We start from the raw sequence: 15,507 nt of genomic DNA on the forward strand, positions 1-15,507 counted from the left end.
TGAAGAGATCATGAAAAAAATTATATCATTAATTGTTTTATTATGCACAGTTGCATGCTTTTCATGCAATAAAGACGTATTGAACAAACAACCGCTCAGTATTATTTCAGATGCCAACGTTTTTAAAGATCCGGCGCTTATTAACGCTTATCTAACGCAGGTATACTACGATATGCCTTTCCTTGGGAATGATTGCAATGCAAGCGGCCCTGTTGATGGTGACGGTGGCTGGCATGCTTTCGATATAAACGATGTTTCGGATGAGAGTTTTCCGCAATTCAGGGATTGGAACCCGAGTAATGCCTTTACTTACAAATACGGAAACTTAAACATAACCGGGGGCCTGCTGGATTGGTGGGGGTATAACACGGTACGGGAAATCAATCAGTTTCTTGAAAAACTACCCTCATCGCCACTACCGGCAGATGAGGTAAAGGCCAAATTGGCCGAAGCGAGGTTTTTAAGGGCTTTTTGTTATTTTGCTATGGTTAAGCGCTATGGCGGTGTTCCCCTGATCACCCAAGTGCAAAACGCTACTGATCCGCATGATACGCTTTATCCAAAACGGGCAACCGAACAAGCCGTTTATGATTTTATTATTGCTGAGGCCGATGCCGCCGCCGCAGATTTGCCGGAAGTATTAACTATCGACAATATAGGCAGGCCATGCAAGTATGCTGCCCTTGCGTTGAAAAGCCGTGCTGCCCTGTATGCGGGTAGTATTGCTCAATTTGGTACGGTTCAGGCTAATGGTGTTACAGGTATCCCGGCGTCTGCCGCTAAACAATATTACCAGGCATCATATGATGCATCGCAGGCTATTATTAAAAGCGGGAAATATGCCCTCTATACTGCAGATGCTAATAAAACTACCAATTTTCGCAACATTTTCCTGGTGAAGAACAACAGCGAGGTGATTTTTGCCAAGCGGCACGATAATGTTAACCAGGCAACCGGCGGGAATGGCTGGGGTGTTGATTTTTTCAATTGCCCAAGGCCACAGGCCTGGAGCCGGGGTTTGTACGAACAGGCTTATCTTGAGTTAGCCGAATCGTTTGAGCACATTGACGGCACACCGGGTACATTAGACCGTTCGGCTGTGCAGAAAAACCTGGTGACTACCGATGAGCTTTGGGCTAACAAAGATCCTCGTTTCTTTGCCACTTTCTATACGCAAAATACCAGCTGGAAGGGTGGTAAGCTGGATTTCCATGCAGGGATCCGCTTGCCTGACGGAACAATCAAAACGGACGGCGCTTACAACGGAATTGCCGCTACGGGCGATCAGGATTATCAGGGTACCGGTATAGGCGTTTTAAAATACCTTGACGAAAGCCATGATAACATGGCCGGGGCAAACAGCGGCTGGGCTACCTCGGCACAGGACTGGTTGATATTCCGTTATGCGGAGATTCTGCTGAATAATGCCGAAGCTGCCTATGAACTTGGAAATTCAGGCGACGCTTTGACATCGATTAACCAGGTCAGGAGCCGTGCGGGTATCGCTGCCCTTGCTGCTGTAGACAGGGACAAAATTCATCATGAGCGTAAAGTAGAACTGGCCTTTGAAGGTCAGCGTTATTGGGATGTGAGGAGATGGCACACTGCTGTCGCCGATCTGTCTATACGCTGGTCGGGCATCCGTTACATACTGGACGCTGCTTCGGGTAAATACCAGATACAGATCATTAATAATGTGGATGGTACATCGAATATCCCGCAGTTTCGCCAGGAAAATTATTATTTACCGATTACCAATGCCAGAACATCTAACAACCCCAATTTGGTTGAAAATCCTGGTTATAAATAAATGCATGCCATTACGGGAGATAGCCGGGTGTTATCTTCTGTAATGTTATTTAGTAACTATAATTCCCAAATACTGAACTGATAAAGCATCACCATGAAAAAATACAGGATTATACTATTGATCTTACTACAACTACCGGCGCTGTTTTTGGCAGGCCATGCGCAGTCGGCCGGTAATAAATATGATATTGCCGCTTTCTATTGGCCCGGTTATCATCCCGACGCGCGTTTCAAGGATATAGGGGTTTTTCCCGACGGTAAAGGAGAGTGGGAAGCCATATATAAAGCAAAGCCCAAATTTTCGGGCCATTACGAGCCCGAAGTACCGCTTTGGGGGTATGAGGATGAATCAAAGCCCGATGCTATGGAAAAAAAGATAGCCACAGCCACTAAGTATGGGGTGAATGTATTCATTTTCGATTGGTACTGGTATGACAATAAGCCATTCCTGGAGGACGCATTGGACAAGGGTTTTCTTAAAGCACGGAATAATACAGATATGCGTTTTTGCCTGATGTGGGCTAACCATGATCATAACTCATACCTCGACCCGGCCAATCCCGACAAAAGCAAGATATATTGGAAAGGCGGTGTTGACCGCAAGATTTTTGAAGGCATGGTTAAACATATCATCGATGATTATTTCAAAAAAGAAAATTATTATAAAATAGATGGCGAGCCGGTGTTTAGTATTTATGAGCTTTCAACTTTTATTAACGGCATTGGTGGTACTAAGGAAGCCAAAGAAGCGCTTGATTATTTCAGGGCCGAAACGATAAAAGCCGGTTTCCCGGGATTGCACTTACAAGCCATTCTTTGGGGCAATATCCCATCTGCATTAAACGATGTTCCGGGCGATAAATCACAAACCCAAAGCAGCACACTTGATTATTTTGGATTTAAAAGCATGACCAATTACCAATGGGTACATTTTGTAACGCCGGGTGACAACTACATAGACTGGGGCAAAAAAGCCATCGAAAAATGGGCCGAATGGGATAAAACATTCAATATTCCGTATTGCCCGCAGGTATCCATAGGTTGGGATAACAACCCCCGCTTTCCTACAACCACGCAGCCAATGGTTAAGCAAACTAACCCGCACGACTTTCAGCTGTACTTGCAAAAAGCAAAAAACTATGTGGATAGTCACCCTAACCAGCCAAAACTAATCACAATTAACGCCTGGAACGAATGGGCCGAAGGTAGTATGCTTGAGCCGGAGAAAAAATTTGGTTATGGCTATCTTGAGGCTGTCCGGAATGTATTCCTGTCACAAAAAAAATAGATGATAATGATAAACCTTATAAAAGTTACTTTAATAACAGTATGCTGTGCTTTGTTTTTCTCCGCATCTTCAATCGCACAACAGAAAATTACTCCAAAACGGCATTATGACGTTGCCGCATTTTTGTATCCCGCTTATGCAGCGGGCGATCCGCGGTTGCGCCCATTCTGGCCCTCTGGCATTGGTGAATGGGAAACGGTGACCAACATGCAGGATAGGAACCCCGGCCATTACTGGAACCGGAAACCGGTTTGGGGTACCATTAATGAGGCAGACCCGGCAGTGATGTCTATGGAGATAGACCAGGCCGTTAACCACGGCGTTAATGTTTTTATTTTTGATTGGTATTGGTATGATGGCAGGCCATTCATGGAAACCACGCTTGACAGCGGTTTTTTAAAAGCAGGGAATGTAAACAAAATGAAATTTTACCTCATGTGGGCCAATCATGATGTAAATAACTATTGGGATACCCGCCTGTTTAAATACCATGATGATAACATCATTTGGCAGGGAAGTGTATCCCGCGAAGAATTTGAAAAGATCTGTAAACGTAATATTGATAAGTATTTTAAATCACCTCAATATTATAAGATCGACGGTAAGCCTGTGTTTATGATCTATGACCTGCCAAACCTGGTTAAGGGTTTGGGCGGCATTACACAGACGATAGATGCATTGAAATGGTTCAGAAATGAAACTAAAAAGGCAGGGTTTCCGGGGCTTGATTTGCAGTTCACGATGTGGTCATCCAACTTTAATTTTAGCGGCTTCGATGCCGGTAAAAGTAAAAATCCGCAAAGCGACATGATCAAACAATTAGGTTTTACCAGTTCAACACACTACCAGTTTGCCCATTTTGTAAATGTCAATGACGATTATCTGAACATATTAGAAAATGTGAAGAAGGAGTGGGCTAAGATTGACGGTTCTTTTGATATCCCTTATTACCCGCATGTTAGTGTAGGCTGGGATAACAGCCCGCGCACGGGCAAGAGCGCTGTAGTGAGGAATAATACACCTGCAAATTTTGAAAAAGGCCTGAGAATGGCCAAAGGCTACATTGATGAACATCCCAAACAAACGCCGCTCATCACCATTAACAGCTGGAATGAATGGACCGAAACAAGCTACCTGCAGCCGGATAACGTGTACGGTTATGGTTACCTGGATGCGGTGAAGAAGGTTTTTCTGGAACAATGAACTTTCACCATGTAGTGGCTTTTAAACCGGAAAGTGTGGCTGAACTATTGAAACGAATAGTTGGGCAGGGAGTTATGGGCCTGTTAGTTTAACATTTCGGCATCGCGTTTTCGGTAACACGTTTGACTGTACGTGCGGTATTTGGTAATGGATAGTGATACTATGTAATTGGATCAAAGATGATTAAATAGAAACGCGAAAAAAAAACCATCATAATTATTGACAACCTTTAACTTCACTCGCAATAACAGTTAATCTTTTTATGAAAAAAATAATACTTCTATTTTTGATCAGCCACTTTTGCGCCATTTGTTTAGCGCAGGTGAAGGTAGATCACCTGTTAACAGAAAACTTAAATAATCCTGAAAGTATCGATGCAAAATCGCCGGCTTTAAGCTGGCAACTGTTATCTGAGCGAAGGAATGTAAATCAAACCGCATATGAAATACGTGTAGGAACCAGCCCTGTGGCAAAGCAGTTTGTTTGGGAAAGCGGTAAGGTGGCATCCCCTCAATCGGTATTTGTAACATATGGCGGTCCCGAATTACGCTCCGGCCAGGCTTATTACTGGCAGGTAAGAGTGTGGGATGAAAACAACAAAGTTTCGCCATGGAGCGCAGTGGCATATTGGAAAATGGGGCTGCTCAATTCTTCAGATTGGCTGGCACAGTGGATAACCCCTGGTTTCCGGGAAGAAGCATCAAGGCCAAGCCCTATATTCAGGAAGGAGTTTCATCTTCATAAAAAGATAAAGTCGGCGTATGTCTATATCACTGCACACGGTTTGTACGATGCTCAGATCAACGGCAAAAGGGTAGGCGATGCCTACCTTACACCAGGTTGGACAAGTTATAATAACCGCCTGCAATATCAGGTATACAACGTAACCGGTATGTTGAAACAGGAAGCAAATGTTATAGGCATAACACTTGGTAGCGGCTGGTACAGAGGGCATGTTGGCTTTAATCCTAAAGATGGATTGTATGGTAAGGATATTGCAGTGCTTTGCCAGGTAAACATTACATATACCGATGGCACTACAGAAACCGTTAATACCGACAACACTTGGAAATCATCTACAGGGGCAATCCGCAGCTCGGAAATTTATTACGGCGAAGTAATTGATCACCGCAAAGAGCAGCAGGGTTGGACATTGCCCGGTTTTGATGATAGTCAATGGAGCGGCGTAAAGGTAAATGACTTTGCAAAAAATACACTTATCGCTACTTACAACGAGCCGGTTAAACAACATGAAACCATTAAACCGTTAAAGATATTTAAAACACCTAAAGGCGACCAGGTAATAGACTTTGGTCAAAACCTGGTAGGTTGGGTAAAACTAACCGTTAGCGGACATGCCGGCGATACCATCAAACTATCACACGCAGAAGTGCTGGATAAACCCGGCGATTTCTATACCGCGAACCTGCGTACCGCCACGGCGCAAAATACCTATATCTTGAGCGGCAGCGGAACAGAAACCTTCGAACCTCATTTTTCCTGGCAGGGTTTCAGGTATGTTAAGGTAGAAGGCTTTCATGCCGACCTGAAGCCGGAAAATTTTGAAGCTGTCACTTTGTATTCGGATATGCGCGCAACCGGTTCATTCAGCTGCTCCAACCCGTTTATCAACCAGTTGCAGCACAATATTTTATGGGGCCAGAGAGGTAACTTTCTGGATGTACCAACCGACTGCCCGCAGCGCGATGAGCGGCTGGGATGGACAGGAGATGCACAAGTATTCAGCAGAACGGCTTCGTTTAACATGAACGTGCACAATTTTTTTACCAAATGGATGAAGGATGTGGCGGCCGACCAATACAGCAACGGTTCGGTGCCACACGTAGTGCCCGACGTGCTGGAGGGTCCAGGTTCGCATCCCGGCGGCAGTACCGGCTGGGCAGATGTATCGACAATAGTGCCATGGAACATGTACCTGGCTTACGGCGATAAGCGCATACTTGAAAATCAATATGCCAGTATGAAAGCCTGGGTAGGTTATATGGAGGCGCACAGTCATAATGATCTGTGGAACGTAGGTGATCATTTTGGAGATTGGCTGTTTTACAGTGTGAATGACGACCGCTTCGGAAGATCAGCTATCACCAGCAGCTATCTGATAGCGCAATGCTTTTACGGGTATTCAACACAACTGCTGATTAACACTGCCAGGGTTTTAGGGAAAAATGATGATGTAAACCGTTACACCGATCTTTTAACAAAGATCAAGCGTGCTTTTGTAAATGAATACGTTACCCGGAACGGCCTGATTTCGTCGGATACGCAAACTGCCTATGTGCTGGCGCTTCAGTTTGATATGTTGCCTGAAGAGCTGCGTCAGCAGGCCGCCGACAGGCTTGTAAGCAATATTAAGCGCTATAACATCCACCTCACTACGGGTTTTCTCGGAACGCCCTATATATCCCATGTTTTGAGCCGGTTCGGCTACACGGATATAGCTTATCAGTTATTATTGCAGGATACTTACCCTTCATGGCTGTACCCCGTAAAAATGGGGGCTACAACCATTTGGGAACGCTGGGATGGCATCAGACCGGACGGTTCTTTTGAAGAGCAGTCAATGAACTCCTTTAACCATTATGCCTACGGTGCCATCGGCGACTGGATGTATCGGATAATTGCAGGTATTAACGAAGCAGCGCCCGGTTATCAAAAAATTATCATCAAGCCGCATACAGGCGGCAATTTCAGCTTTGCAAATGCAGATTATGAAACGCCATATGGTAAAGTAAGCTCGCACTGGAAAACCGGCGATGACCAGTTTTATCTTGATGTGCAGATCCCGTCCAATACCAGTGCTTCGGTTTATATTCCTTCAAAAAATAACGGGCAATTGTTGGAAAGCGGGAAAAATTTCAAAGCTGATATTGCTAAAGATGGCTATATCAAGGTAGACATTGGTTCCGGTACCTATCATTTTTCAGTAGCGAGGTAATTTCAATAATGAAAAGAAATATCGTACCAGTAGCCTGAAATATTGCTTTCTATAAAATAAAAGTCCCTGCAAGTGTGCGGGGACTTTTTGCTTTGAACAGGTAGCAGATATCGAGTTTCAAAGTGAAGTTCATAAGCTAACCGGGAAACTTAGTGACCGTTACGAACAGAAAGTTTGATTACAGCAAAAGTGCCTGCAAATTAAGTGCAAACTCCAAACATCACGAGTTGGAATCAAAGTGCAGGCTAACACGATAATCAGTTGAAAAAAATATATGGTTTTATAGGCAATTTAAAATAAAATACTACTTTTGTAAAGTATATTAAATCCATAGATATTATATACTTTATGACTGACAGTTATCGTATCCTTTCTTCCCTTCTTTCAGGTTCAAACATATCGGGTTGTTGTTGTCCCTGTTTCTGATATCCTTTTATCAGGTTTAGTCCGTTAATATCAATCAATTTTTACTTATGTCTTCATTTGCACAATTAAAAAAGGCTGTCCCTGGTTTGGAAGCCCACGCCGAAAGGTTTTACAATACCGGCACCAAGGCCGCTGGTACCCGGTTAGGGAACGGGCTGCAATAAGTAAGCAGGTTAGCGCCAAAAGGATAGTGAAGCGGGCAGTCAATCAATTTTCTGATGCCGGTAGGTTAAAGCATGGTGTTGCTATAAATAATATAATAAGGCGGAGTGGCCGAGCGGCTCAGGCGGGGGTCTGCAAAACCCTTTACGACGGTTCGAATCCGTCCTCACGCCTCTGACAGGTTTAATAAAAATACATTGAAGAAAAAGTTCATCATATCGGTTTTGCTGTTGTTAGCTGTCGCTTTCACAGATGAGGCCCGTGCAGAGACGGGAAACCTTCCGGCAAGGGTACTGGTTGTGATTGCCCATCCTGACGATGAGAGTACAATTGCCGTTACTCTGTATAAAATTGCAAAAGAGCAGCATGGCATAGTCGATTTATTTGTGATCACCAACGGTGAAGGGGGTTACAAATACGCCACGTTAGCTGAAAATTATTACGGCCTTGCTTTGACCGACGAAAAAACGGGCCGGGAGAATTTGCCGCGGATCCGGAAAAAAGAGCTCATGAATGCCGGTAATATACTGGGTGTTAATGAGTATTATTTCCTGGATCAAACAGATGATCATTACACGGAAAATGAGAAAGAAGCATTGGATACAAGCTGGGATGTTCCTGTTGTTAAAGAGCGCCTGAACCAGGTTTTGAAGCATAACAATTATGATTTTGTTTTTTGCCTTTTGCCAGAAAACCCCACGCATGGCGCTCATAAAGCGGCTACATTGCTTGCGCTGGAAACAGTTGCCGCATTGCCGGCAGCCAAACGCCCGGTAATATTGGGGGCTACTTTACATAGTAAGGCCGATGCTCCCGTATCATTTCACCGTTATAGCAATTACCCGGTCACGCAAACTGTCAATGACAGTTGTGTTTTTTGCCTGGACAGAACAGCAAGGTTCAGCTACAGGGATAAAATGAATTATAAAGTAATAGCCAACTGGGAAATTGCAGAACACAAGTCACAAGGCGTTACGCAAATGACCATGAATGAGGGAGACCTTGAACAATATTGGTATTTCAGTGTGAATGGGAATACCGGATTAGCAAAAGCCAGGGCACTGTTTGATGAACTTTCGAAAGTACCGTATGTAAGCCGGGTATACTGACGGATTAAAGCTTTTGAAATACGATAGCGGCGTAAGGAGATGATTTTAATGTTCGGTAACTTAAATACTTTTGTATGAATAGAATTCAACCTGTCGATATATCGGCAATCATCGCAAAGAGTTCGGTAACGGATTATCCGCTCAATAACCTGACCCGCATATTGGCGCACTCCCGTCTGGCAATGGATGTTTATATGCAATGGCAGCCCCTATATCGCGATGTATCTTCCATAGTGGGGCTTAGGGTGGCATATTTGTACGCTTATGTTATTTCGCAAACCGCTGGATCAGCGTTTTATACCAATTTATTCAGGGGGATAATCATTGATAATCATGAGGATCCGGATAACCTCGACCTGTCTGAAATTGAACAGGACTTATTATGTTTTGGTGCCGAAATAGCAGAAAGCAACGGTTGTATCGAAGAAATTACCTACGACAGGTTAAGGGGACAATATACAGATAAGGAAATGGTAACCCTTGTTGCCTTTGCCGGACAAATGATCGCGGCTAATATCTTCAATAACGTACTTGGCATTGAATCGGCTGATTGTTAGCGGGATTCTGAATTATGCCCCGCTTTGTGTATCCGGGCCAATATGTATATCAACAATAAAAAAGTCATGCCTTTTAAAAAGCATGACTCAAACCTTTATTAGTTAAATACACTGTTATAAGCTGTGAAAAACAGGCCTGCAAAAGGTATAAACAATGATGCCGTTTTTGCAGGCCTGCTATTTAACTGGATTAAGGTTGTTCCATAGTATACAATGAATTGACTTCCGCGTCGCTCAATACTTTGTTATATAACCTCAATTCATCTATAGCGCCAATGAAAAAGTTAGCACCATAAAAAGCATTGGGGCTGTCGCTGTCGGTGAAGTTATAGGCCGATTTAGGAAGCTCATTGCCAATGGATAAATTGGGCGGAGAAACTAAAGGCAGCGGGTTGCCAGTAACGCTGGCGGTTTTTTTCAGTACGCCATCAATATAAAATTTCTCGGTACCGTTGGTAAAGCTTACAATTAACTGTGTCCATTTGTCAAGTTGAACCGAAGCCCCGCCATCATCCTGGTCATGGTCGCCAGTGTCTGTGTTGACAGTCAGGAACGGTAAATTGCCACCCTGTAACTGGAATTTGTAACCCAGCCAGCGGTTAAGCGAGATGATATAGTTACCGTTGCTCGCCATATGCGGTTTAATCCAGACGCTGATAGTAAAACTGTTGGGCCTGAGCGCGCTGTTGTACGGAACCTCGATATAGGCACCATTGTTAAATGTAAAGGCTTTGCCTGCTGCTCCATAACGATCTGTTGTTAATACAGGAAGTGTTCCGCCATCAGCCGCAGTGGCGGCAGATGAACCAATCCAGCCTGTTTTAAGCTGGCCATTGTGCCCGTTGCCGCTGGCATCGTTGGCGTCTCCGTCAAACTTCCAGTAGGCCACCAGGTTATCTGCTGATATTTCCTGGATCAGCTTAGTGTTGAATTGCACCACAGCCCTAACAAGGTTAGCCGTTGCATTGTTCACTTGTTCCTGTGTAAAACTGCCGGTTTTAACCTGGTTAGCCAGGTCAAGCGAGCTTTTAAGCGTGGCTTTTGCCCCTACGGTATAATCGCCAGCTTGTTTCCCTTCAACAGCGGCAGTATAAAGCGCGTTAGCCGAATCTATCTGCAGACTTAATTTGGTCTTATCCGAATTATAATTGGGCTTGTTACTGTCTTTTTTACAGGATTGCGCCAGAAGAACCACGGCAGATAACATGACGAACGCCGTAATTAAGTTTTTGATCTTGCTCATTGTGCCATAATTAAAGATGTTCATATTATTTACCTAATTTAAGATTGGTTTGCCGTTCGCTTTCCGGTATAGGAAAAAACTGGTTGGCAGTGAAATTAAAGTTCGGTTTATAGTTCAGCGCACTGGTGGCATAGGCCGACCCGTAGCGGATGATATCAAAAAAACGATGGAATTCAAGCGCCAGTTCCGAGCGCCTTTCCCGGCGTATCGCGTCACGTAGGGTGGTTTGATCTGTCGATGTGATATCAGGTAACAAACCATCAGGGACTTTTCCGCCGGTAGTGGCCGATAACGTAGCGTCATAGATATAGCTTTCACGTGCCCGTTTGCGGATTTTGTTAAGCGGAACCAAAGCACCGGCACCATTGCCCGATTCATTCAGCGCTTCGGCCTCAGTAAGCAATACTTCAGCAAAGCGGATAGCCTGGTAATTTAAATTACCATCTCCTTTAATGCTCACCGGGATTTCAGAGAGCGGTTGAGTATGTTTTTTGCTTACATAGCCCGTACTTGTCCAGTTAGGATCAAATGCGCTGTCATAATAGGGATGACCTGCACGGCCAACCGAATAGTCTAAACGAGGATCGTCAACACCAGCTGTGCTTTTTTCAAAATTATTGACTAAATTTTGGGTTGGCAAATAAAAACCATATCCGTTCAGGGTACGTGGCGCAAACCATTGATTTAGGGTATTACCCTGAAAAGGGGATAGGCCGGTGGTATGTAAGATAGAAAATACAGCCTCAGCATTATTTTTGCTGGCTGCCCTGAAATTGTCCGAAAATACCGGCAATAAACTATAAACACCTAATGCTTCAACCTGTGCTGCTGTGGATGCGGCAAGCGCCCATTTCTTCTCAAACAGGTAAGTTTTTGCCAGCAGGGCAAGCGCTGCGCCTTTGGTTACCCTGCCTGCATCAGCATTGGTCCAGTTTGTTGGCAATACAGCTGCAGCTGCCTGGCAGTCCTTTTCTATTTGTGCATAGATCTGTGCCTGGGGCAGGGCAGGGCTTTGCAGCTCCTCAGGGGTTTCCACTTTCAGGTGTAGAGGGATATCGCCATAAGCTGCCGTAAGGTTAAAGTAGTAATAAGCCCGTAAAAATTCGGCCTGGCCCAATGCAGAGGTCCTCGTAGCTTCCGATACCCCGGCTTTCGCTGTAGCCAGCCCATCGGTTACCACATTGCACTTAAAGATGCCGTCATAGTATCTTTTCCATACGGCTTCGACAGCTGCATTGGATGGGTTGATATTGAAATTCTGAATGCTCAGGAAATCGCTTTGATCACCATCGCTACTGCCCTTTACTGCATCATCTGATGCCAGGTCGCCCAGTACCCATATGGCATTTGATGAAGCATCGGTAAAAGTGAGCGGTGAATAAGCCGCATTTACGGCCAATATAGCATTCGCATCCGAAGTAAAAAAGTTATCGGATTGGTATTGGCCAAGCACAGGTTGCTCAAGGAATTTTTTGCAACCGCTCGTCACCACAAGTAATGATGCGGCGAGGAGTATATAGATATTCTTTGATTTCATCTCCGTGTTTTTTTATGATTAGAAATTAGCGTTAATACCAAATGTTATGGTACGTGCTGTTGGATAGGTTCCCCAATCGATACCAACTGCGGTTACGGCATTGCCATTATTGCTGTTGTTATATTGTTCTGGGTCAAGACCGGTGTATTTAGTAAATGTTAGCGGGTTTTGACCACTCACAAATACCCTTACCGACGATAAACCTATACTTTTGAGCGCATTATGGCCCAGTTTATAACCTAACTGTACATTCTTTAATCTTAAGTAAGAGCCGCTTTCCAGGAAGCGGGTTGATGGTTGTTTATTGTTTGTTCCGTCAGACCAGGATAATAACGGAAAGGTGTTACTTGTTCCGGGGCCCGTCCAGCTTTGGGTAGCTATACGTTCGGTGATATTGAACGGACGATAAAAACCTTCAATGTCCGTTAATACCTGGTTATATAATTTATTACCATATACACCCTGGAAAAACACATTTAAGTCGAAGTTTTTGTATTGAACGCCTGCCGTAAGTCCGTAAGTAAATTTAGGGATAGGGCTGCCAACAAAAGTGCGGTCTTTATCATCGATAATGCCATCGCCGTTAATGTCTTTATACATAACATCGCCCGGGCGGATTCCGGGTCCCTGATAGGCGTGGGTAAATACCTGCTGGGCGTTTTGGAAAACACCTTCCTGCTGCAGTAAGTAAAAAGAACCGATTGGATGGCCCTGTTCTGTAAGGGTGGCGAAATAATTATTATCAATACGTGCATTGGCAATTGGGGCACCGCCAGCTAAGGAAACCACCTTGTTGTTTACGGTAGCAAAATTCGCGCTCACTGTATAAGTCCAACCGGTGCTGGTTGTCTTTTTGTAGCCTAACTCCAGTTCGATACCGCTATTGCGTACCTTGCCCGCATTAACTGCCGGGTTGCCGCCGTTACCTGCACTGCTGGGCAGCGGCAGGTTTAGCAGCACATCAGATGTGTTTTTGATGTAATAATCAGCAGTAAAGGTTAATGCATTTTCAAAAAAACCTAAATCAAGCCCTACGTCTTTCTGCGTGCTTTTTTCCCAGCGGATGTTAGGGTTGCCCTTTGACGTAATACTGTACCCCTGCGTTGTGGTACCGTTAAAAGGATAATAAAAATTGCCACTTAGTAGCGATGTATAAGGGTAAGTGCCAATTTGTGAATTACCCAGCTGGCCTATACTTGCGCGCAGTTTCATGGTGGATATCGGCTTGATATTTTTCATAAAATCCTCGCGGTCAATTCTCCAGCCCAATGACCCGGAGTAAAAGCTTTCATAGCGTGATGAAGGGTCTAATTGTGATGAACCATCACGACGATAGTTGACGCTTGCAAGGTATTTGTCATCATACTGGTAACCTATACGGCCAAATATGGAGAACAATGCCGAATGGTATTCATTACCGCCATTTTGCTGCGAAGCTGCTGTGCCGTTATCCAAATATTGAAAATTTGGTGTCTGATCCGTAAAGCCCTTGCGCGATGCTGACAAAGCCTGTACATCCTGCTTAATAGCCTCTGAACCCGCTAAAAAGTTGATAGTATGTTTACCCAGGATCAGGTCATAAGTGGCTGTATTGGTCCAGTTATAATTCAGGTCGTTGGTGTGTGATTGTGCAAGGGAATTAGGAGAGTTGAAAAAGCGGTCGATACCATAAGTTTCAAAAAACTGTTTGTAATCAGTTTGGATGAGGTTAACGCCGATGTCTGATTTTATTTTCAGCCCTTTGATTGGGTCAATTTCCACGTAACCGTCGCCCAATATGGTATAGCCATAAGTGTTGTCATTGCTGGCATCTGCCTCTGCCACCGGGTTAATGCCATCGCCAAGAAAATTGCCAAGCAACGGGTCCTGCTTAGGCAGATCCACGAATTGCCCGCTGGCGTTGTAAACTGGTGTGCCGGGTGTACGGAATAAAGCAAAGCGCACCACGCTGGCTGCCGCACCGGTGTAACCATCGCCCGAACTGCCCACGCTTCTTGTTTTAGAGTAGGCCAGGTTAACATTAGTACCTACTTTAAGGAATTTGGCAATGTTGCCGCTAACCGCAGTACGCAGGTTAAACCTGTCGAACGATGAGTTTTTGATCAAACCATCCTGCTTAAAATAGTTTGCAGAAACTATATACTGCGAATTATCGTTTCCGCCGCTTATGGATAACTGGGCATTGGTTATTGGGGCGGGTTTCAATACTTGTTTAAGCCAGTTAACATCTGATAAGGTACTGGCAAGGCTATCTGATATGATTGGCCTGCCGTCGTTTTTCGCAGCAGTATTGTATGCGCTCACGTATTGCGCATTGTTAGCCATTTTAATCAGGTGTTGAGCGGTTTGAACGCCGGTATAAGCGCTGAAGCTTAATTGTGTTTTGCCTGATTTGCCACGTTTGGTGGTTACAATAACTACACCATTTGATGCCCTGGCCCCGTAAATAGCTGCCGAGGATGCATCTTTCAAAATATTGATAGTTTCAATATCATTAGGCGAAATTTCATTAATGCCGTTTTGTGTAGGCACACCATCTACGATGTAAAGCGGGTCGTTATTATTGATGGTACCCACCCCGCGTACACGAACCGAGATGCCTTCGCCCGGCGCACCGGTGTTTTCGGTAACAGAAACGCCTGCTGCTTTACCCTGCAGCACCTGGTCAACACCGCCAACGGGCAAGCTGCTGATATCTTTACTGCTGATAAGTGAAACCGCACCGGTGAGGTCTTTCTTTTTTTGAGTGGTATAGCCCACTACAACTACTTCGTTCAGGTTACCTGCTGCTGCTTGTAAAACTATATTGATTGCCGCGCGGCCCGAAACCGAAATGTCCTGGGTTTCATACCCGATATATTTTATGGTTAATACCGCATCTTCAGCTACGGTAACTGTAAAGCGCCCGTTAACGTCAGTAACGGCCAGGGCTTTTCCGCTCTTTAAGCTGATGGAAGCACCGGGAAGGGTAGCACCTGTTGCATCGGTAACGGTGCCGCTTACCTTAATATCAGCAACAACAGGTTTAAAGGTACCCTGACTGCCGGTTTTTATTACCGGCAGGGTCAAAGGCTTGCTTAACGGATTGGCTTTAACTGAAAATTGCATCGATGTTACCAGGAATAAGGTAGCTGCAACTTTTAGGTTTAAAGCGATCCTCTTTTCATATCGACGGATAATGAAATAACTGTAAGTTTTTTTCATATGCTTTGGTTAT

General features: G+C 44.6%; 10 protein-coding genes and 1 tRNA gene. 8 read left to right on the plus strand and 3 right to left on the minus strand.

All coding sequences use genetic code 11. From position 1 onward, the window contains the following. The first annotated feature begins 10 nt into the window (after positions 1-10). The 8 genes from MTO98_RS05900 to MTO98_RS05930 all read left to right on the plus strand — a co-directional run bounded on the left by MTO98_RS05900 (position 11) and on the right by MTO98_RS05930 (position 9,510). Positions 11-1,810, plus strand: coding sequence for a RagB/SusD family nutrient uptake outer membrane protein (locus MTO98_RS05900; RefSeq protein WP_243485684.1), 1,800 nt, complete (start codon positions 11-13; stop codon positions 1,808-1,810). Positions 1,811-1,903: 93 nt separating this feature from the next. After that, on the plus strand, positions 1,904-3,097 hold the full coding sequence (locus MTO98_RS05905) for a glycoside hydrolase family 99-like domain-containing protein (protein WP_243485685.1): 1,194 nt from the start codon (positions 1,904-1,906) through the stop codon (positions 3,095-3,097). A 6-nt stretch (positions 3,098-3,103) separates the two neighbouring features. After that, complete coding sequence (locus tag MTO98_RS05910) at positions 3,104-4,300, plus strand: glycoside hydrolase family 99-like domain-containing protein (protein WP_243485686.1); 1,197 nt, start codon at positions 3,104-3,106, stop codon at positions 4,298-4,300. A 262-nt stretch (positions 4,301-4,562) separates the two neighbouring features. Then, positions 4,563-7,256 (plus strand): alpha-L-rhamnosidase, encoded by a 2,694-nt coding sequence (locus MTO98_RS05915; protein ID WP_243485687.1) that lies wholly within the window; start codon positions 4,563-4,565, stop codon positions 7,254-7,256. A 473-nt stretch (positions 7,257-7,729) separates the two neighbouring features. Then, positions 7,730-7,846 carry a hypothetical protein gene (locus MTO98_RS34395; RefSeq protein ID WP_371825406.1) on the plus strand — a complete coding sequence of 39 codons (117 nt, stop codon included), beginning with the start codon at positions 7,730-7,732 and terminating at the stop codon, positions 7,844-7,846. A gap of 99 nt (positions 7,847-7,945) precedes the next feature. Beyond that, positions 7,946-8,018: transfer RNA gene (locus MTO98_RS05920), tRNA-Cys, on the plus strand. A gap of 23 nt (positions 8,019-8,041) precedes the next feature. Further along, on the plus strand, positions 8,042-8,953 hold the full coding sequence (locus MTO98_RS05925) for a PIG-L family deacetylase (RefSeq protein WP_243485688.1): 912 nt from the start codon (positions 8,042-8,044) through the stop codon (positions 8,951-8,953). Positions 8,954-9,027: 74 nt separating this feature from the next. Beyond that, entirely contained in the window at positions 9,028-9,510 is a 483-nt protein-coding gene (locus tag MTO98_RS05930) for a hypothetical protein (RefSeq protein WP_243485689.1), read from the plus strand. Between the two features lie 190 nt (positions 9,511-9,700). Here the strand turns inward: MTO98_RS05930 and MTO98_RS05935 are convergent, their stop codons facing one another. From MTO98_RS05935 to MTO98_RS05945, 3 genes are read right to left on the minus strand one after another with little or no spacing between them, the layout of a single operon-like run. Further along, positions 9,701-10,753 (minus strand): LamG domain-containing protein, encoded by a 1,053-nt coding sequence (locus MTO98_RS05935; RefSeq protein WP_243485690.1) that lies wholly within the window; start codon positions 10,751-10,753, stop codon positions 9,701-9,703. A gap of 25 nt (positions 10,754-10,778) precedes the next feature. Continuing rightward, positions 10,779-12,290, minus strand: a complete 1,512-nt coding sequence (locus MTO98_RS05940; protein WP_243485691.1) for a RagB/SusD family nutrient uptake outer membrane protein — start codon at positions 12,288-12,290, stop codon at positions 10,779-10,781. 18 nt (positions 12,291-12,308) lie between these two features. Then, complete coding sequence (locus MTO98_RS05945) at positions 12,309-15,494, minus strand: TonB-dependent receptor (protein ID WP_243485692.1); 3,186 nt, start codon at positions 15,492-15,494, stop codon at positions 12,309-12,311. Between the last annotated feature and the right edge of the window lie 13 nt (positions 15,495-15,507).

Source organism: Mucilaginibacter sp. SMC90 (assembly GCF_022811725.1).
Taxonomy (GTDB): Bacteria; Bacteroidota; Bacteroidia; order Sphingobacteriales; family Sphingobacteriaceae; genus Mucilaginibacter.